Here is an 18,274-nt window from a genome sequence, read left to right as displayed (position 1 = left end):
CGATTACTCCTCGTCCACGCCGTATTGCTTATCGAGCTTGTTCATCCGCCAGGCGTAGAAAAAGATCAGCGCCAGAAAGACGAGGATCGATCCCTGCTGCGCGAACCAGAAGCCCAGGTCGGTGCCGCCAACTTCAATACCGCTCAGAAGCGGACGCAGAACGATGCCAAAGCCAAAGGACACGAGCGCCCAAATGACCAATGATATCAGTATCATGCGGACGTTGGCCGCCCAATAGCCCTTGTCCGCCTCGGACGCTCGGGCAATGTTTGTGGTTTCTTCCGCCATGGCGGCTCCTCCTTTGGTTTCGATGCGGGGCCGCGCGGGACCCCTTCGGTCGGTGCAAGCGACCGGGCTGTCCAGTCACCGCGTATTTCCTCCAGTCTGCGCACCCCGTTGCGACATGCGTTGATGCAGATCATGGGGCAGCGCGTACAAAGCCCCGGACACGCCGGGACCACCCCGCTCCCCACGCACACGGGGAACAGGCGCGGCAAAACACGTGCCGCGAAAAACTCTGTCAGGACAAGCCGGTCGTCAGGTGGCGGCGTCCTTCACCATCCCCGACAGGGTCGCCGCAATCGCGTCGATCTCTCCCATCGCGTCGAGGGATTGCAGCACACCCTTGCCCTCGTAGTAGGCAATCAGGGGCGCTGTCTGGTTATGATATTCGGTCAGGCGCTGAGACACCGTTTCCGCATTGTCGTCGGCCCGGCGCTTCATGTGGCTGCTGCCGCACTTGTCGCAAATGCCAAGGGCACGCGTCGGCTTGTTCACATCGTGATAGCCCTCACCGCAATTTCCGCAGGTGAAACGACCCGAGATGCGGGCGACCATGGCACTGTCGTCAACCTCAAGGCTGATGGCGGCATTGATGCGCTGCCCACTGTCAGCCAACAGATCATCCAGCGCTTCGGCCTGCCCGGTCGTACGGGGGAAGCCATCGAGGATCACACCACGCGCACAATCATCGTCGGCTAAACGGTCCTTGAGTATCGCGATAACAATGTCATCACTCACCAGCCCACCGGCTTCCATGACAGCCTTCGCTGCCTTGCCAGCGTCGGTGCCCGCCGCAACAGCGGCGCGCAGCAAATCACCCGTCGAAAGCTGCACGAACCCTTGGGCCTCCTGCAACATCCGGGCTTGCGTCCCCTTGCCCGCCCCCGGAGGGCCAAGCAGGATGAAAACGGGGGCCGCCACTGTAACCACAGCACCGTCCATCAGTCGTCACTCCGGTTCATGCGGTTCTCTATCAGGTCATCGACCACAGACGGATCGGCCAGTGTCGACGTATCCCCAAGCGACCCAAAATCATCCTCGGCAATCTTGCGCAGGATGCGGCGCATGATCTTGCCCGAACGTGTCTTGGGCAGACCCGGCGCCCACTGGATCAGGTCGGGCTTGGCAATCGGGCCAATCTCTGTCCGGACCCAGGTTTCCAGCTCCTTACGCAGCGCGTCACTCGGCTCCTCACCGTTCATCAGGGTGACATAGGCGTAGATGCCCTGCCCCTTCACATCGTGCGGATAGCCAACAACAGCACTTTCAGCGACCTTGGCATGGGCAACGAGGGCACTTTCCACCTCGGCCGTCCCCATCCGGTGACCAGAGACGTTGATCACATCGTCCACACGACCCGTGATCCAGTAATCGCCATCGTCATCCCGGCGACAGCCATCGCCCGAGAAGTAATAGCCTTTGTAGTCACCGAAATACGTCTTCTCGAACCGCTCATGGTCGCCCCACACGGTCCGCATCTGACCGGGCCAGCTGTCTTTGATACACAGAACCCCTTCGATCCCGTTGCCATCCAGTTCGATCCCACTTTGAGGGTCCAGAACGACGGGCTGCACGCCAAAGAACGGCTGCTGCGCAGACCCGGGCTTCAGGTCCGTTGCACCCGGCAGCGGGGTCAGCATGTGACCACCGGTTTCGGTCTGCCAGAACGTATCGACAATCGGGCACGCGCCCTTGCCGACAACTTCGTGATACCAGGTCCAGGCCTCTGGGTTGATCGGCTCACCGACGGAACCCAGCAAGCGCAAAGACGACAGGTCATACTTCTCGACCCACTCATTGCCCGCGCCCATCAACGCTCGAATAGCCGTCGGCGCGGTGTAGAATTGCGTCACCTTATGACGCTCGCACACGTCCCAGAACCGACCCGCATCGGGGAAGGTCGGCACGCCCTCGAACATGATGGTTGTCGCCCCGTTGGCCAGCGGGCCATAGACGATGTAGCTGTGGCCGGTCACCCAACCCACATCAGCGGTACACCAGAACACATCACCCTCGTGATAGTCGAACGTGTACTGATGGGTCATCGCCGCATAGGTTAAATAGCCACCCGAAGTGTGCACAACACCCTTCGGCTGACCGGTCGAGCCGGACGTGTAGAGAATGAACAGCGGATCCTCGGCGCCCATCTCGGCGGGTGCGGCATAGTCCGACGCTTCCAACGCCATCTCGTTGTAATCGTAATCGCGGTCGGTCCAGGTCGTCTGACCGCCTGTCCGCTTCACCACCAGACACTTCACGCTGTCCTTGCAGTGCAACAGGGCCGCGTCCGTGTTCGACTTCAGCGGGGTCTCCCGTCCGCCTCGGGGCGCGTAATCGGCGGTAATGACAACCTTGGCGTCACAGCCGTTGATCCGCGCCCCGAGCGCGTCCGGGGAGAAGCCGGCAAACACGATGGAATGGATGGCGCCGATGCGGGCGCAGGCCAGCATCGCATAAGCGGCTTCCGGGATCATTGGGAGGTAAATGATGACCCGGTCGCCTTTGCGAACGCCCAGCTCTTCGAGGATGTTTGCCATCTTGCAAACCGAGCTATGAAGTTCGCGGTAAGTGATATGTTTCGGTTCGACCTTCGACGTGTCATCCGGTTCCCAGATGATGGCCGTTTGATCGCCGCGTGTTTCCAGATGCCGGTCGATGCAGTTGGCCGACACGTTCAGCGTGCCATCCTCGAACCAGCGAATATCGATATTGCCCGGCGCGAACGACGTGTTCTTCACCTTGGTGTAGGGCTTGATCCAGTCCAGCCGCTTGCCCTGCTCACCCCAGAACGCTTCGGGGTCGGCAACGGACGCGGCGTACATCTTGGCATAGCCGTCCGCGTCCAGATGTGCGCGGGCCTTGGTCTCTTCCGACGGCGGGAAAACGGCCGAATTCGGCGTGCTTTGAATATTCATGGGTCTCCTCCGGTTTGGGCTCGGATCCGCTTTGCATCGGCTTCTTCACCCGGGGCGTTTTGATATGCGCCTGTTGAGGGTCACCATACACGTTTCTGTAAAATCGTGCTTTGCCTGCTGGTGTTATTGGATTTTTTTGTAAATTTTTGATCTATAGACCGAGGTGTCTTGTAAATCGTTTTATATTTGTCTCATTTTTTCCAATTTTTTCTGCGCTCTAGCAATTTCCCGCAAAACGGGAACGGTATCCATTTGCATACTGTTAGCGGACAACAGCGCAGACCCCTGCCCTGTGACAAATTGTCAATCTGAACTGACAGATCAGGCTCATACCCAGAATCACGTAGTTTTCGATAGGATGAGTCGAGGGTCAGGCGCTGTGGGTCAGCCGGGTTTCATCCTGCTCCGCAGCCGGCAACCACACCTCGAAACAGGCCCCACCGGCATCACGATTGCGCGCCCGGATCAACCCGCCCGCGCGCTGGATCAGCGTTTGCGAAATCGACAGACCCAGGCCCGTCCCCTCCGCCTGCTTGGTGGTGTAGAACGGGGCAAAGACATCGTCGACCCGCTCCGGCGCAATGCCCGGCCCGGTGTCGGACACAGCAACCCGCACACCCGGCACCCCGTCCTGCGCAACATCCTCGGCGCGGATGGATAGCGTGCCCTGCCCGCCCATCGCCTGCACCGCATTCATGATCAGATTGATCAGCACCTGCTGCATCTCGCCCGGATCAATCCGCACCTCGTTCAGCGCGGTCAACTCCGTCTTCACCTCAATCTCGGTTTGCGAGATGACATGATTGACCAGCACAAGGCAGTCCGAAATCACCGGCGCCACCGGCACTGTCTGTTCCAGATCCGCGAACTCACCCGGCCGCGCGAATTGCAGGAGCTTGCCCACAATCGTCTGAATGCGCGCGACCTGCCGGTCCACCAGACCCAACTCGGTCCGGATCGCGTCACTGCCCTCGCCCAGCGTCTCGCGGATCACATCGACATTGCCCTGAATGACAGCCACGGGGTTGTTGATCTCATGCGCAACACCCGCCGTGATCTCCCCGATCGAGGCGAGCTTTTCGCTCATCACCAACTGTCGAAACGTCTCTTCCAGCTTCTCATTGGCGCGCTGCAATTCTGCGGTCCGCTTGGCGACCCGCACATTCAACTCTTCATCCCGCTCCTGCACCTGGTCCAGCAGGTCATCAAGGTGCCCCGCCACCTCGCCAATCTCACCCGTACCGCCGCTCTGCCCGTTCCGCGCCGACAGGTTGCCGCGCCGCACTAGGAACATGGTGTGCGTCATGCGTTCGAGCGGGGCAAAGATACCCTTGGCGAGCCGCAGGAACACCGGTGCCGACAGAAGAAGCACCGCGACGAAGGCCGCAATAATGACAAGGAACGCATTACGCTTGGCGATGGTAAAGGGCTCTTCCAGCACACCGACATACAGCATACCGACATACTCGCCAAAACTGTCCGTCAGCGGCAGGTAGCCCGAAATATACCAGTCATTCACCACAAACGCCCGGTCGAGCCATGTACGCCCCTCCCCCAGCACCTTGCCCCGCACGGCCGCAGACACGCGCGTCCCAAGGGCGCGGACATCTTCGAACAGGCGCACATTGGTGGAGACGCGCACATCCTCCAGAAACAGTGTCGCCGTTCCCTGCCGCAACCCTCCCGCGGACCCATCCTGATAAACAAGCGCGTTGATCGTATCGATGAAGCTGAGGTTCCGGTTCAGCAGAATCCCTCCCACCAGCACGCCATCCCGGCCGGGCAATGTCACGGGTGTTGCAGAATGAATGACCATCCCCCGATCCTCGACCACACGGTCGGTCGGCACAGCAGCTTCGGTGTCGATCAAGGGGATGCGCGCCTGCTCGGCGAGGTCTGGCGAAATTGCCGCCAAATCGTCTGCCGAAAAAATGTCGATCTCGGTCCGCCCCTGCCCCGTCGCAGCGCTTTGTGCGACGGGCCACCGATCCGTGACCTCTGATCGTGGCAGATAATAGAGGAAATCCAGCTCAAGCGCCGCGCGCTTCTCTTCAAAGAACGCATCGCGCCCCGATGGCTGCGTCTGCGCGAACTCGACCGAGCCCGCCACCGCCTGTAACTCGTCCCCCGTCTGCACCATCAACCGCGACAGGTACTGCTCCGCGATCCGCAGGTCGCTTTCGACATTGGCGATCAGCACCTCGTCATAATCCGCCGTCCACCGCGTCATGCCCAGAAACAGCAAGAGCGGCATCAGCACGACCATCGGCGCAAGGGCCAGGATCAACAGACGGAAACGGACGGAGTTCATGGCGCTACGCTAGCGCAGCGGGTTGTTTTCCGCAAAGCTCCGGAAAAAGGCGAGGTAGGCGCGGTCGGCATCCCGCGGCGGCTCTTTCGTGGCGGCCCAGGCCCGCCACTCCTTTTCCACGTGGTAGATGTCGTAACCGGGATATCGCAGCCGCGCAGTCTCGTAAGTCTCGGTCCGCAGCGCGGGGCCTGCGGCTTCCAACCAAGCGGGTCGGGGCTTCAACTCCTCGGTCGTGTTCGCCATCCGCGCCTTGCGCCCGACCTTGGAAAAGGTCAGCTCCCGCTCTGCCTCAACCGTCCCTGCCCCATCCTTGCGCCACCATTTGAGTTCGATATGCGTCACCCGCCGCCCGGTCTTCACCGGCTCAATCTCGACCACATAATCCGACAGCATATTCACCTCGGCCACCGCCGGTTCAATCGCCCGCAGCTTGAGGTTCGACCATGAGATCAGCTTGCCCTTGGGCACCCCCAGCACCCCGCGCAGGTCATCCAGCGCAAATTTCTCCGATGACCGATAGCGCAGGTTCCCCCGCTTCTGGATCATCTCGTATAGGGTCAGCGCATATTTGGAACTGAGCGCAAACATGACCTCGCGCTGCAGGCGGGCAAAGACGGTCGAGTCCTTGATGATCTTTCGCAGCCGCTGTGGGATCTCGTATTCCAGCACCCCGTCACGGCGCGTCGTCTCGATATTGCCGCCCAGCAACTGCACCCGCTCGATGGCATCCTCGCCCTCATGCGTGACCTTCACCTTGACGATGGCCGACATCAGCCTCTCGACGGACTCCCCTACCCTGTCATTGGAGTTGTGAGAGCCACGCAGATCCGACTTGGAAATCACGTGCGTCACCGGCTTTTCAATCGCGTCCCACGCATTCTCAAGAAGCTGGTTATAGATGCGCCGGTCGGCCAGCGTCAGCGGGGTGACCTCGACAAGGTCCACCAGTTCACCCGGCTTCACCAGGCTTTGCGCGTTTGGCCGGGCGTCAATGGTCCGGTAGGATTGGGTTGGGCGTTCCGCCATGCTGCTCTTCTCTTACCTCTGACGGGCAGTGTGACGTAAGAATAACGGTGCGCGCCGGAGGCGTCTACAAAAAGCGGGGCACCCAATTTGTAAGGTTAAACGGGCGATATGGAATCGAAGCATCGTGCAAGTGATTCGAAATACGCCAGAAAATCAACGGTCTGAGTCGGACCGCAGACTCACCCAAAACGTAAGGGTTAAAGGCCACCCGAGACGTAAGAGTAAGCGCCCCGAGACGTAGGAATTGCCATCCCGATGCGTAAGCCAAACCACCCCGGAACGTAAGCGATAGAGCCGTTTGAGCCTTGCAATACAGGGGTTTTAGCAGCCCGAACAGTGAACACTAAGAATCCTGAATAGGGCGTGTTTTTAAATCTGGGTTTTTGAGTGTTTCCGACGCAACCGTCAGCGACACTATTCCAAAGACGTACATTTCGGGTAACTTCAGGTATCAACAGCCTCAGAGTTCCATACATCGAGGCATCCGGGCGCAGCTTCTGACCATTTGCGCCCCTCCCGCAAATTTCCGCTTTTTTCGCCCTCTCCGCCAAAAGTTTGTACTTGAGGCAACCGCCCGCACCCGTCATGATTCGGACCAACGCCCCTTGAAGAGGTCCATATGGAGCAGTCCGCCCTACCCCCCGTCTCCCTCGAGGAGTTGGACAAACTCGCCACTCGAGCCTCGACCGTGATCGACCGGCTGCGCGACAGGCTTTATGCCCCCGGCGCGCAAAAGTCGCTAGATCTGCGGTTCAACGTCAAACGCGCCGCAGACATGGTTGGTCGCAGCGACAAGCTGATCCGCGACGCGGAGGCTGACGGCCGTCTGCCCATGCCTGAGAAAGATCCGACAACGGGGCGCCGCACGGGCTACAGCCTTGCTGACGTGAATCGCATGCGGCAGGTGTTTGGCACCCTACCCCACCGCGCGGACAGTGACCCGGCGATGGTTCTTGCCATCCAGAACTTCAAGGGCGGCGTGGGGAAGTCCACGATGGTCTGCCACTTCGCCCAGCATCTCGCGCTGCAAGGCTACCGCGTTTGCGTCGTGGATTGCGACAGTCAGGCGAGCACAACGTCAGTCTTCGGCCTCAATCCCGATGTGGATGTGGACGAAGAGGAAGACACGCTCTACCCCTTTTTTCGCCATGGCGGGCCGCAGGATCTGTCCTACGCCCTGCGCGCGACCTACTGGCCCAACATCGCGCTGATCCCCGCTAATCTCGGGCTCTATGACGCCGAATACGAATTCGCCGCCCGCATGGCCCGCGAACAGGTGTTCGTGCTGGACCGCCTACGCAACGGGTTAGAGACGATAAAGGACCGCTTCGATGTCATCCTGCTCGACCCACCGCCTGCCCTCGGGATGCTGTCGCTATCGGTCCTGCGCGCGGCGGATGCGCTCGTCATCCCTGCCCCGCCCAACAACATCGATTTCGGCTCGACCGCGCATTTCCTCAAGATGCTTGGCGCCACGCTCAACGAGCTCGCGCGCCACGGGGGTACGCGCGATTATGCCTTTGTTAAGATCCTCGCAACCAAGATGAACGACTCGAAATCGGCGCATATGGCAATCAAACGGATGATGGACGCGGTCTTTCCCATGGACATGTTGCAATCGGTGCTCAAGGACAGCGCTGAGATCGACAATGCCGCGGCGAACCTGTCCACCGTCTACGAGCTGACCGGCCCGGCCACCCGGACCGAGACGCACAAACGCTGCCGCGCTTACCTGGATGCTGTCTGTCGCGAGATCGAAGTGCTGATCCGCAAGACCTGGCCAAGCCATCACGCGCAACTGCGCAAGGAGGGACTGCTATGACCCGCAAGTACGATGCAATCTTTGACGATGTTTTAAGCGATCTGGAGGCTGTGCCGGATGCCTCCGACCGCGCCGGTGCGCGCTTTCTGAAACGGACCACCGCCATCAGCGATCGGCTGGCCGGCGAAGTCGAGGAAAAGACCTTGCGCTGGGTCGATCCGGCCCGTTGCCGGATGTGGGAACGACACAATCGCGATTACGCGCTGCTGACCGAGGACAATTGCCGCGACCTGATCGACGGCATTCGCTCGCAGGGCCAGCAGGAATTTCCAGCCATTGTCCGGCCCGTGGATGATGAAGATTACGATTTCGAAGTCATCTGCGGTGCGCGCCGTCACTTTGCCGTCTCATGGCTGCGCAACAACAACTACACGCAGTTCAAATACCTTGTCGAAGCCCGCCAGCTTTCGGACGAGGAAGCGTTCCGCCTCGCCGATATCGAGAACCGCGACCGCGAGGACATTTCGGACTATGAGCGCGCGCTGGACTACGCAGATGCCGTCGCGCGCTACTACGGTGGTAAGCAAAAGGCGATGGCGGAGCGGCTGGAGGTCAGCCAGCCCTGGCTGTCGCGTTACCTGCAACTGGCAAAGCTGCCGCAGGCCATTGTCGATGCTTTCCCAAACATCCGCGAAATCCGCGAACGCAATGCGCGCGAGTTGAAGCCGCTTTTGTCGCAACCCGATACGTCTCGCGCCGTGCTGGAAGAGGCCGGCGCCATCCGGCGCGAGCAAGAACGCGCGCGGGCCGGGCGCGGGTCCTTTGTTGATGCCGCCAATGTAATGCGCCGTCTGACCCGCGCTGGAAAGCCGGTGCAGCCCAAGCCTGAAACAGAAGGCAAAGTCTATCGCCGCAGCACCCATGACAAGGGCATCGCTGTGGTTCAAAAGGGCCGCAAGGTCCGGATCGAGTTCGAAGCGGGCATGACCAAGGCGCAGCTCAAAGGTGCGTTTGATGCGTATCTGAACGCCGAATTCGGCGATTGATCCAAAAAATTGCCCATGGGCAATTCTCGGTCGCTGCGTTGGTAAATTGCCCATGGGCAATTTTTCACGCTGGACAGTTTGACCACAGGATAGAGGGTTGCATGACCCGCCAGCGACAAGCTGGCGTTTGCTGAGAACAGGGCTGGTATCCCCCCGCAAAACCGGCCACTTTCACGCAAAACAAGCAAAGGGAGGATCGGCCATCGTCGATCTTTGGGAGGGGCTGCGCCACGCATTCTGGCTGGTCGTCACGTTCGATGCCGAACTGGCGGACATTGCGCTGCGTTCGCTCCGCGTCACCCTCACCGCCCTTTTCATTGCGTGCCTGATCGCCTTGCCCCTCGCCGCCCTTTTGGCCGTCCGCCGCTTCCGGTGGCGGCGCGCAACCATTGCCATGCTGAACGCTCTGATGGGCCTTCCGCCCGTTGTCGTTGGCCTGATCGTCTATATCTTCCTGTCCCGCTCCGGCCCATTCGGCGCGCTTGGCCTGCTCTTCACCCCAACGGCCATGATCATCGCGCAGGTGATCATTATCGTGCCGCTCATTGCCTCTATCGCGCACCAGTCTCTGCGCGAGCTGTGGGCCGAATACCACGACCTCCTCATCTCTCTGAACGTCACGCAGATGCAGAAGATGTGCACGCTGCTATGGGACGCGCGTAGGGCGCTGCTGACGGCGGCCCTTGCCGGCTTTGGCCGCGGGATCGGAGAGGTCGGCGCCATCATGATCGTCGGCGGCAATATCGACAACGCCACGCGGGTGCTGACCACTGCCATCGCGCTTGAGACCGGCAAAGGCGAATTCGCCCTGGCATTGGCCCTTGGCTTTGTGCTCATCGCCTTGGCCCTCGGCGTGAACCTGTTGATCCACTGGATTGGCCAGACAGAACGAGACAGCAGATGGTGAGCGACCTGTTTCCACTGACGCTGAAGGGGGCAGAAACGTCCCGGCGTGGCAAACGTCTGGTCGGGCCCATCGATCTGTCGCTGGACGGGCAGGGGCTATGCGTTGTCATAGGGCCCAACGGATCCGGCAAAACCACCCTGCTGCGCCTGATGCACGGCACGGCCCGCCTGACGGGCGGAGAGGTGAGCTGGGCCTGCGATACCGCAACAGCCCGGCATCATCAGGCTTTCGTCTTTCAACAGCCTGTGGTGCTGCGCCGCACGGTCGAGGAAAACCTGACCTACCCGCTACAGCTGCGCGGTGTTGCGCGGAAACAGGCGCGCGCGGCCGCGCGAGAGTGGGCCGCGAAGGTGGGGTTAGAGCCGCATCTGACCCGCCGCGCCATGGTGCTTTCGGGTGGTGAACAGCAAAAACTGGCGATCGCCCGAGCGCTGATCACGGATCCAGCCTTGGTCTTTCTCGATGAACCAACCGCGTCCCTCGACGGCCGCGCCATGCGCGAGATCGAAGCGATTCTTCTGCAGGCCAAGGCGGATGGCACACGGTTAATCCTCTCGACACATGATATGGGTCAAGCACGGCGCATTGCGGATCAGATAGTGTTTATGTTGGGCGGTAAAGTTCATGAAACCGGCCCGGCGCCCGCATTTTTCGAGGCCCCGCAAACCCCCGAAGCGCGCGCCTTTTTGCAAGGAGACATCGTGGAATGAAACAGACACTGTTGTTGGCTTTTCTGGCGGCGATCACCGCCGGTATTGCGCAGGCCGCCGATCAGATGCGCATGGCCGTCACGACCTCATTCCACAACTCCGGGCTTGCCGATGTGCTCTTGCCCGAGATTGCCAAAGACTTGGACCTCGAAGTTCAATTGCTTGTCGTCGGAACAGGCCAGGCGCTGAGGTTGGGTGAGGCGGGCGATGTAGATGCGATCCTCGTCCATTCTCGCTCGGCGGAGGAGGCGTTTGTCGCCGATGGCTTCGGGACGCACCGACGCGAAATCATGTACAACGACTTCATCATCGTCGGCCCCTCGGATGATCCGGCAGGCACTGCAACCGCTGAAACGGCTGCCGAAGCGCTTCAATCCATCGCTGCGTCCAATGCTGCCTTCGTCAGTCGCGGGGACGACAGCGGCACGCACAAGAAGGAGCTGAGCCTATGGGCTGACGCCGATCTTGCTGCCGATACGTTCGGGGAATGGTACCGTGCCGTAGGTGCGGGCATGGGCGCCGCTCTCAATACAGCCTCCGGCCTTAACGCCTACATCCTGTCGGACCGCGCGAGTTGGCTGAACTTCGGCAACAAGGGCGATCTTGCGATGCTTTTTTCCGGCGACCCGGTGCTTTTCAACCAATACGCCTATTTGCCGGTGAACCCCGAACTACATCCACATGTCAAAACCGACCTGGTGTCCAAACTGGAAACGTGGCTCACGTCCGACCGGGCGCAAGCGTTGATTGATGGGTACACCATCGACGGTGAAACCCTGTTCGTTTTCAACGCCGAACCTGTGTCTAACTAGGCGATTTTGGCTTCTTCTGACTGAAAATACGACGGGGGTGCGGGGGCTGGCCCCCGCGTTGGTCGGATTGGCATCGCCAATTCGAAATCGAGGATCTTAGTGCTTGTGCCCGGTATCCCCATGGATCGCAAACTGATCCAGACCTGCGTCTTGCGGCTGGATGGTCCGATACGCCTCGCGCACGCCAGCTTCCGTCAATTCACGAGAGACGGTGAGTAGGGTGTTTGCATCATGGTCCTCGCACAGCTCGATCATTTGCGACAGCTCCTCGGCCGCCACGGGCCGCGCCGCTTCGGCGGAAGGTGCGCCGTAATAGGTCACGAAATGCTGCGCCAGCAGGTCGGTCAACGTCTCTAACTCGGGCGTTTCAAGCTGTGTCACCGCGACAAAGGTCACACGCCCGCCCGTCTCCAACCCGAACCAGCCATTGGCAAAGGCCTGGCGCGCTTTTCCGGTCAGATCGCCTTCGCCCCAATTCGAAAACTCGAACCCGCCCGAGATGCACCACTCACCGGTGCGGGCAGGGGAGGCGAAGACGTTCATGTCGCTTTCGTCGAAATGGATCGCGCGGGCGAGTTTCATGTCTGAGCCTCCAGCACTTGTGTCAGCGGGATCAGGTGGGTTGTCTCCGTATCGCGCAGAAGCATGCCAAAATCCTCATCCACACCCAAAAACGTCCCGTTTAGAGACTGATTTTCTACATCTTCGCCGATCCCGTGCGCCAATCCTCGCCATTCCGAATGCAAGGGCGCGGATCCCTCATCTTCCCATCGGTTCAACCAGTTGAGGGTATGCCGCGCCCAGGCTTCCAGAAGGGTAGGGGGGTCCACCTCGGCGCAGCCCTCGGCAAAAAGGGCAGTGTCGTCGGGGGTGTGGCCCAAATCCTCAGAGGCCGGGATTAGCGGCAGTGTGAAACCAATCACCAGCCAATCCGGCACGGCCTCCGGGTCTGTGCCAGATGCCATTGCCCGAAACCCGCCGCAGCGTGCGCCGTTCACGCGGATGCCGCCCCACCAGTCCAGATGCACGGCGACCTCGGGCGGAGCCAGCGCGCCAAGCGCGTTTTGGAAGCCCACGCCGCACAACGGCAGCATCGTCATCGCCTTGGATAGCGGCACTTCGGGCGCGAAAACCAACGCCGCTTCCATCTCTGCCGCACCCAATTTGTAAGCGATCAGGCCCGCGTCACAGCCCAGCGTCGCGCGCATGACCGCATGGTCGAATGCGCTGTCCGGCGCTGCCTCGCCCCACATCAGCGGTGGGAAGGTGATGGCGGCATCGCTCATGCAGCCCCCTGCGAGACGAGACCGGCGGCAACATCCTGAAACGCGCGTGCCTGCGCGCTGTCGGGCTGGCTGACCGTGATCGGGGCACCGCCATCAGCGGCGAGACGGATCTGCAGGTCAAGTGGCACCTCGGCGAGCAGGGGCACGCCCAGCTTCTCGGCCTCCGCTTTGACACCTCCATGTCCGAACACGTGTTCCTCGTGCCCGCAGTTGGAGCAGATATGCGTGCTCATATTCTCGATCATTCCGACGATGGGCACGTGCAGTTGCTGGAACATGTCCACGCCCTTGCGCGCGTCGAGGAGGGCGACATCCTGCGGTGTAGAGACGACAATTGCCCCGTCGACAACGAATTTTTGCGCCAGCGTCATCTGCACGTCACCCGTGCCGGGCGGCAGGTCGACAATCAGCACATCCAACGCCCCCCACTGCACCTGGCTCATCATCTGTTGCAACGCGCCCATCAGCATCGGGCCTCGCCAGACGACCGCCTGATCGTCATTCATCATCAGGCCGATGGACATCATCGTGACGCCGTGATTGCGCATGGGCAGGATCGTTTTGCCATCAGGTGAGGCGGGGCGGCCGGACACACCCAGCATGCGCGGCTGCGACGGGCCGTACACGTCTGCATCCAGCAGACCCACGCGCCGCCCCTGTTGCGCCAATGCGCACGCCAGGTTTGCCGACACGGTCGACTTGCCCACGCCGCCCTTGCCCGAGGCCACTGCGAGAATGCGGTCGATGCCTGGCACCTTCTGCGGTCCTTTCGGCTCGGCTGGTCTCTGCGGTTTCAGATCGGGTGGAGGCGCCTTTTCTGTATGTCCGGTCAGCACAATCGACACGCTTTCGATGCCGTTGAGCGCACCCAGCGCTGCTTCGGCCTGTGCCTTCACGCCCTCATAGGCGGAGGCCTGCGCCGGGTTGATCTCCATCACGAAGCGCACCGTGCCGTCGTCCACGTTCAGCGCACGCATCACACCAGTCGATACGATGTCACCGCCCGGTGCTTCGATCCCTTTCAGAACCTCCAGCACCTCATCCCTGCTTGTCGTCACGTGTCAGTCCTGTCCGGTGATCTCGCCCGACACTTCATGTGTCATGCCCAGCTCTTCGATGGTGACCACGGCCTTGACCTTGTAGGTCTTGCCGCCCGTCTCGGCCCCGCGCATCGCTTCTTCGATGGCCTGTTGGGACGTCACGCCCACCTGTTTCAGGAACTTGCGCATGGACATGTTGAAATCGTCGCTCATGGGGCTTCCCCCTCCCTATTGTTGACGCAGCGCCGGGGCGGACCGTAGGCTGACCCAATGCGCATGTTGGTACTGATCTTGGCCCTGTTGCCGGGTTTGGCAATGGCCGATGACAAACGGGTGGTGTTCTATGCCCCGCCTGCGCTGGTCGAAAGCGGGTTGATCAAGCATATCGCGCCGCGCTTTTCGCTGAAAACCCAGGTTAGGGTCGAAATTGTGGATGACCCTGCTGCGGCCGATCTCGTGTTGGGCCCGGATGGACGGGCGCTGTTTTCGGGTCTCGGTCAGACTTGGCATATGGATTTGCGCGGTGACGGGAAGGGTGCGCAGCGCTTTGCCGACTGGCTGACGTCCGATGTTGGGCGTCGCACGGTGCAGGGTTTTGCGCCCGACGGAGAGCCGCTGTTCACCGAGCCGCAGGTGCAGGAGCGCGTCGTGGCGAAGGTCGAGATGACCGGTGACGCCATAGCGGGGCAGGGCGTGTCTTGGGACAAATGCGGGCGCTGTCACGTGACCGAGCGGGGCAAGGACAGCTTTGGAATAGGCTCTACGCCGAGCTTTTTCGTCATGCGCGGGTTTGAGGATTGGCAGGCGCGCTTTGCGGGCTTCTACGCGCTGAAACCCCATGCGGCCTTTACCCAGCTTGAGGGTGTGACCGACCCATTCCCCATCGACCGCCCGTCGCCCATCGCGCCGATCGAGCTGACGCTCGACGACCTTGAGGCGATCCTGGCCTATGTGGCCGTGCTGGACCCTGCCGATCTGGGCAAGCCGCTCGAACATCAGTGATCGCGCCGCTTTGACAGGTAGTCGTCCGTGGTCCGCACGCGGGGGCGTTCGCCGCCCTGGAACGGGTTGTCGTCGGCGTGGAACTGCGCAGTGACCCGGCAATTGTCGCACATCTGGATCATCCGCAGCTTGTCGCCCGAGAACATGGCGTGATCCTTCAGCTTGTCCGTGATCCGGTCGATGGCGGATTTGGAGCCAAAGAGCGCGCCGCATTCGATGCATGGGAAGGGCTCTTCCTCGTTCAGGATGGTCTGGGTCAGCGCCGCGTCCGTGAGGTTCAGGCGCGGTTCATAGGTGATCGCGTCTTCGGGGCAGATATTGGCACAGAGGCCGCATTGCAGGCAGGCGTCTTCCTGGAACCTGAGCTGAGGCTTGTCGGAGTTGTCGCCAAGGGCACCCGACGGGCAGAGTGACACGCAGGACAGGCAGAGCGTGCAGGCGTCGGTATCGACCAGCACGGCCCCGTAAGGCACGCCGTCGGGCAGCGCGATGCTGTCGGTGTCGGGATGCAGCGCCTTGGCCGCTTGCCGGGTGATCTGCCGCCGCGTGCCCATGGGGCGGACTGGGGTAGCGACCGGGGCAGGGGCCTCGGCCCCGTAGAGCGCGTCGCTCATCGCGTCGGGGTCGGGTGTGTCGAGCAATGTGGCTTTGCCTGCGCCTGCAATGGCGTTGGTGAGCGTGATTTGCGTCTCTAACGCAGGGACATCCGCCTTCGGGCCCGGCAGCAGCGTAACGCTTGCGAAGCCTGCGGCGAGGGCGGCAATGGCTTCGGCGTGACCGAACGCGCCGATGGCTGACATCTCCAGTGGGATGACATCGGCGGGCAGGCCGCGGCCGTGGCGTGCCGACAGGCGGATCATCTCAGACCCGTGGCTGTCATGGACAAGCAAGCGTGGGGCGGTGCCTCCCGCATCAAGGAACGCCTTGGCCATCGCCTGCACCCGCCGCATCGTCAGATCGACGGGCGGCGCGTCGTAGGTGATGGCGCCCGAGGGGCAGGCGGCGGAACAGGCGCCGCAGCCCGCGCAGATCATCGGGTCGATGGCGACGTGCTCGCCTGCGGAGGTGATCGCACCGGTGGGGCAGAGGTCGAGACAGTTGGTGCATCCGGTCTGTTCCGCGCGGCTGTGCGCGCAGAGCAGGGGGGTGGTTTTGACGTAGAGCGTCTTTTCAAACGTGCCGGTCAGGTGCGAGGCGGCGAGGATGGCTGCAGCGATGCCCGGCGCGTGGCCAGGTTCGGCGCGCAGGTAGCCGTCGCGCTTTTCATGTGCGGGGAACAGGGGCGTGTCGCCGCGCAGATCGAGGATGATATCGCATTGCGATTTGGCGCCGTCCTGCGGGTCGGTCAGGGTGAAGGCCCCGCGTCCGCCGGGTTCGATTTGTTGCAGCGCGTCGATGACCACTTCGAAATTGGCGAAGGCGCCTGATGCGCGCCGCAGCTTGCCCACGACCACGTCGAAATCGCGGGTGTCGGGTACGTCGCTTGTATCGCTCAGTAGCACGGTGACGCCCAGGTGATCCTTTAGTTGCGCGGCGGCGTCCAGCGCCACCTCTGCGGGTCCGAGGATCAGGCACAGCCCCTCGCTGACCACATCCAGCGTCTTTTCCGGCTCCCCGGGCAGCATGGCGTCGGCAGTCAGTGCGGACATTTTGGGCAGTTTTGGGAAGTCATCGTCGCTCCACCCCGCCCGGTCGCGCAGGTCGAGGGTGGGGGGTGCGGGCAGGTCCAGACCCTCCGCCAATTCCTCGAAAACGCGGGCTTCCTGGGTACAGCAAAAAACTGCATCGCCCCCCTCAAGTGCGGCCTGGACGCGGTCCAACTGGGTGGTGCAGAGGGCCGAACAGGGGGGACGGACATCCAGGCCGGTGGCCTGCGACAACCCTTCGGCGTCGATGGTCTGGGTGCCCAAACAATCGCATGTAATCAGTGACTTGGCCACGTATTTTCCCCTTGCTGCGACGGTTCAAAACCCCGTCGTCCGGCTGGTTGTTTGGCCTAGCGTAGCCGCGATTCGCAGCCGTTCACAAACCGATTTCTTGTGTCGAGGCCCGCCCAGACGGCCCCGAATTGGCGTGGGTGATTCGTACTTCGGTATACGGCGGTATTCCCGACAGAAACGCTCATGATGGACAATTCGTCCCTTGCGCTGTGGATCGGTGGGACAAGGTGGCCAAATTGCCTGTGCTTCCGCAAACACCGCGAAACCTCACATAAGACGCTTCTCGGATCAGAAATTAGGCAGTTTAATAACCACACGGAGGAAATAGGTTGATCCGAAACCCAGACAAGTACCAGTCCATGCCTTTGGGCGTTGTTTTGCGACGACTGCCCGGCGTGACGCAGTGGGCCGCCTATTCCTGGAAAGCTGTTGCCGTGTTGCCGGGTGCCGGTCCTGCTGATTGGCAGGAGTTGCGGCGCGAAGGCGAGGCGGTGGAATACCATGCCGCGACACTGCCGTTGGACCTGCACGGGGCTGAGACTGAGGCGTATCTGCATGGCCTGTCTGCCGAGGTGCCCAGCATCTACGTAGTGATGCGTGAGGGTGTGAGTGATCAGCCGCTGGACGTCGTGCTGGTCACGGCGTCGCCTTATGAGGCGCAGGACTACACCGACAGCGGTGAAGAGATTGTCGAGAAGGTGCCGATGCCCGCGGGGCTGGTGGCCTGGGTGCAGAGCTTTGTCACCAACTTCCACGAGGAAGAGGTGTTCATCAAACGCAAGCGCGACAAGAAGCGGACGGACCTGACGCAGGACGGCATTGGTGATCCACGTATTGCGACAGCAGCCGACATCTATGCGTCCCCCGCGCGGCAGCGGAGGCGGGTACATTGAGCGGCCGGGATTTCTGGTCCCGGCGCCGTGCCGGAGTGGAGGCCGAGGAGCAGGCGCTGGAGGCGCGTGTTGCCGAGGCTGAAGCGGCGAAGCTGGAAGAGCGGCCCGATGAAGAGATCCTCGCAGAGCTGAGCTTGCCGGAACCCGAAACGCTGGACAGCCCTGATGCGGTGCGTGATTTCCTGAAAGCTGAATTGCCCCAACGCCTCAAGACCCGCGCGCTTCGCCGCTTGTGGCGGTTGAACCCGGTGCTCGCCAATCTGGATGGGCTGGTGGACTACGGTGAGGATTTCACCGACGCGGCCACTGTCATCGAGAAGATGCAGACCGTGTACCAAGTGG

General features: G+C 61.5%; 18 protein-coding genes. 8 read left to right on the top strand and 10 right to left on the bottom strand.

The window, feature by feature from the left end:
* Positions 1-3 precede the first annotated feature (3 nt).
* From KUV51_RS21855 to KUV51_RS21835, 5 genes are all read right to left on the bottom strand, one after another.
* Positions 4-288, bottom strand: a complete 285-nt coding sequence (locus tag KUV51_RS21855; protein WP_222523587.1) for a DUF4212 domain-containing protein — start codon at positions 286-288, stop codon at positions 4-6.
* 249 nt (positions 289-537) lie between these two features.
* Positions 538-1,224: an adenylate kinase gene (locus tag KUV51_RS21850; protein ID WP_222523586.1), complete on the bottom strand. Its 687-nt coding sequence runs from the start codon at positions 1,222-1,224 to the stop codon at positions 538-540.
* Positions 1,224-3,197: an acetate--CoA ligase gene (gene acs / locus KUV51_RS21845; RefSeq protein ID WP_222523585.1), complete on the bottom strand. Its 1,974-nt coding sequence runs from the start codon at positions 3,195-3,197 to the stop codon at positions 1,224-1,226. The genes KUV51_RS21850 and acs overlap by 1 nt, the downstream gene beginning before the upstream one ends.
* A 370-nt stretch (positions 3,198-3,567) precedes the next feature.
* The gene (locus tag KUV51_RS21840; protein WP_222523584.1) at positions 3,568-5,508 is read right to left on the bottom strand and encodes a cache domain-containing protein; all 1,941 of its coding nucleotides are present in this window, start codon (positions 5,506-5,508) and stop codon (positions 3,568-3,570) included.
* Positions 5,509-5,517: 9 nt separating this feature from the next.
* Positions 5,518-6,534 (bottom strand): replication initiation protein, encoded by a 1,017-nt coding sequence (locus KUV51_RS21835; RefSeq protein WP_222523583.1) that lies wholly within the window; start codon positions 6,532-6,534, stop codon positions 5,518-5,520.
* Positions 6,535-7,153: 619 nt separating this feature from the next.
* Here KUV51_RS21835 and KUV51_RS21830 point away from each other — a divergent pair.
* The 5 genes from KUV51_RS21830 (at position 7,154) to KUV51_RS21810 (ending at position 11,771) form a co-directional block, all read left to right on the top strand.
* On the top strand, positions 7,154-8,356 hold the full coding sequence (locus tag KUV51_RS21830) for an AAA family ATPase (protein ID WP_039689608.1): 1,203 nt from the start codon (positions 7,154-7,156) through the stop codon (positions 8,354-8,356).
* Positions 8,353-9,342: a ParB/RepB/Spo0J family partition protein gene (locus KUV51_RS21825; RefSeq protein ID WP_222523582.1), complete on the top strand. Its 990-nt coding sequence runs from the start codon at positions 8,353-8,355 to the stop codon at positions 9,340-9,342. The genes KUV51_RS21830 and KUV51_RS21825 overlap by 4 nt, the downstream gene beginning before the upstream one ends.
* A 202-nt stretch (positions 9,343-9,544) precedes the next feature.
* The gene (locus tag KUV51_RS21820) at positions 9,545-10,249 is read left to right on the top strand and encodes an ABC transporter permease (protein ID WP_222523620.1); all 705 of its coding nucleotides are present in this window, start codon (positions 9,545-9,547) and stop codon (positions 10,247-10,249) included.
* Positions 10,243-10,959 carry an ATP-binding cassette domain-containing protein gene (locus tag KUV51_RS21815; RefSeq protein WP_222523581.1) on the top strand — a complete coding sequence of 239 codons (717 nt, stop codon included), beginning with the start codon at positions 10,243-10,245 and terminating at the stop codon, positions 10,957-10,959. The genes KUV51_RS21820 and KUV51_RS21815 overlap by 7 nt, the downstream gene beginning before the upstream one ends.
* A complete protein-coding gene (locus tag KUV51_RS21810; RefSeq protein WP_222523580.1) occupies positions 10,956-11,771 on the top strand; it encodes a substrate-binding domain-containing protein in 816 nt (271 codons plus the stop codon). Before KUV51_RS21815 ends, KUV51_RS21810 begins: the two co-directional genes overlap by 4 nt.
* Before the next feature lie 96 nt (positions 11,772-11,867).
* Here the strand turns inward: KUV51_RS21810 and KUV51_RS21805 are convergent, their stop codons facing one another.
* From KUV51_RS21805 to KUV51_RS21790, 4 genes are read right to left on the bottom strand one after another with little or no spacing between them, the layout of a single operon-like run.
* Positions 11,868-12,353: a DUF6505 family protein gene (locus KUV51_RS21805; protein WP_222523579.1), complete on the bottom strand. Its 486-nt coding sequence runs from the start codon at positions 12,351-12,353 to the stop codon at positions 11,868-11,870.
* On the bottom strand, positions 12,350-13,057 hold the full coding sequence (locus tag KUV51_RS21800; RefSeq protein ID WP_222523578.1) for a biotin/lipoate--protein ligase family protein: 708 nt from the start codon (positions 13,055-13,057) through the stop codon (positions 12,350-12,352). Before KUV51_RS21800 ends, KUV51_RS21805 begins: the two co-directional genes overlap by 4 nt.
* The gene (locus tag KUV51_RS21795) at positions 13,054-14,115 is read right to left on the bottom strand and encodes an Mrp/NBP35 family ATP-binding protein (protein ID WP_222523577.1); all 1,062 of its coding nucleotides are present in this window, start codon (positions 14,113-14,115) and stop codon (positions 13,054-13,056) included. The genes KUV51_RS21800 and KUV51_RS21795 overlap by 4 nt, the downstream gene beginning before the upstream one ends.
* A gap of 3 nt (positions 14,116-14,118) precedes the next feature.
* Complete coding sequence (locus tag KUV51_RS21790; RefSeq protein ID WP_222523576.1) at positions 14,119-14,310, bottom strand: DUF6494 family protein; 192 nt, start codon at positions 14,308-14,310, stop codon at positions 14,119-14,121.
* 63 nt (positions 14,311-14,373) lie between these two features.
* Between KUV51_RS21790 and KUV51_RS21785 the strand changes: the two genes are divergently transcribed.
* Positions 14,374-15,099, top strand: a complete 726-nt coding sequence (locus tag KUV51_RS21785) for a hypothetical protein (protein ID WP_222523575.1) — start codon at positions 14,374-14,376, stop codon at positions 15,097-15,099.
* Here KUV51_RS21785 and KUV51_RS21780 read toward each other — a convergent pair.
* Positions 15,093-17,039, bottom strand: a complete 1,947-nt coding sequence (locus KUV51_RS21780) for a 4Fe-4S binding protein (protein WP_222523574.1) — start codon at positions 17,037-17,039, stop codon at positions 15,093-15,095. The two genes, KUV51_RS21785 and KUV51_RS21780, sit on opposite strands and share 7 nt — an antisense overlap.
* Positions 17,040-17,398: 359 nt before the next feature.
* Here KUV51_RS21780 and KUV51_RS21775 point away from each other — a divergent pair, with 359 nt between their 5' ends.
* Both KUV51_RS21775 and KUV51_RS21770 read left to right on the top strand, forming a co-directional pair.
* Complete coding sequence (locus tag KUV51_RS21775) at positions 17,399-17,932, top strand: DUF3305 domain-containing protein (protein ID WP_222523619.1); 534 nt, start codon at positions 17,399-17,401, stop codon at positions 17,930-17,932.
* Positions 17,929-18,274: DUF3306 domain-containing protein (locus KUV51_RS21770; RefSeq protein WP_222523573.1), on the top strand; the 346-nt coding region annotated here is incomplete at its 3' end. The genes KUV51_RS21775 and KUV51_RS21770, both read left to right, overlap by 4 nt.

The sequence above is a fragment of the Tateyamaria omphalii genome, assembly GCF_019802125.1.
GTDB lineage: Bacteria > Pseudomonadota > Alphaproteobacteria > Rhodobacterales > Rhodobacteraceae > Tateyamaria > Tateyamaria omphalii_B.
The sequence above is the reverse complement of the archived record's forward strand: the minus strand, read 5'-3'. Positions and strand labels throughout refer to the sequence as shown.

Coding starts and splice junctions, on each gene's coding strand:
- KUV51_RS21830 (WP_039689608.1), top strand. CDS start 7,154: ATGGAGCAGTCCGCCCTACCCCCCGTCTCCCTCGAGGAGTTGGACAAA.
- KUV51_RS21835 (WP_222523583.1), bottom strand. CDS start 6,534: ATGGCGGAACGCCCAACCCAATCCTACCGGACCATTGACGCCCGGCCA.
- KUV51_RS21810 (WP_222523580.1), top strand. CDS start 10,956: ATGAAACAGACACTGTTGTTGGCTTTTCTGGCGGCGATCACCGCCGGT.
- KUV51_RS21850 (WP_222523586.1), bottom strand. CDS start 1,224: ATGGACGGTGCTGTGGTTACAGTGGCGGCCCCCGTTTTCATCCTGCTT.
- KUV51_RS21840 (WP_222523584.1), bottom strand. CDS start 5,508: ATGAACTCCGTCCGTTTCCGTCTGTTGATCCTGGCCCTTGCGCCGATG.
- KUV51_RS21785 (WP_222523575.1), top strand. CDS start 14,374: ATGTTGGTACTGATCTTGGCCCTGTTGCCGGGTTTGGCAATGGCCGAT.
- KUV51_RS21825 (WP_222523582.1), top strand. CDS start 8,353: ATGACCCGCAAGTACGATGCAATCTTTGACGATGTTTTAAGCGATCTG.
- acs (WP_222523585.1), bottom strand. CDS start 3,197: ATGAATATTCAAAGCACGCCGAATTCGGCCGTTTTCCCGCCGTCGGAA.
- KUV51_RS21815 (WP_222523581.1), top strand. CDS start 10,243: ATGGTGAGCGACCTGTTTCCACTGACGCTGAAGGGGGCAGAAACGTCC.
- KUV51_RS21800 (WP_222523578.1), bottom strand. CDS start 13,057: ATGAGCGATGCCGCCATCACCTTCCCACCGCTGATGTGGGGCGAGGCA.
- KUV51_RS21775 (WP_222523619.1), top strand. CDS start 17,399: ATGCCTTTGGGCGTTGTTTTGCGACGACTGCCCGGCGTGACGCAGTGG.
- KUV51_RS21805 (WP_222523579.1), bottom strand. CDS start 12,353: ATGAAACTCGCCCGCGCGATCCATTTCGACGAAAGCGACATGAACGTC.
- KUV51_RS21855 (WP_222523587.1), bottom strand. CDS start 288: ATGGCGGAAGAAACCACAAACATTGCCCGAGCGTCCGAGGCGGACAAG.
- KUV51_RS21790 (WP_222523576.1), bottom strand. CDS start 14,310: ATGAGCGACGATTTCAACATGTCCATGCGCAAGTTCCTGAAACAGGTG.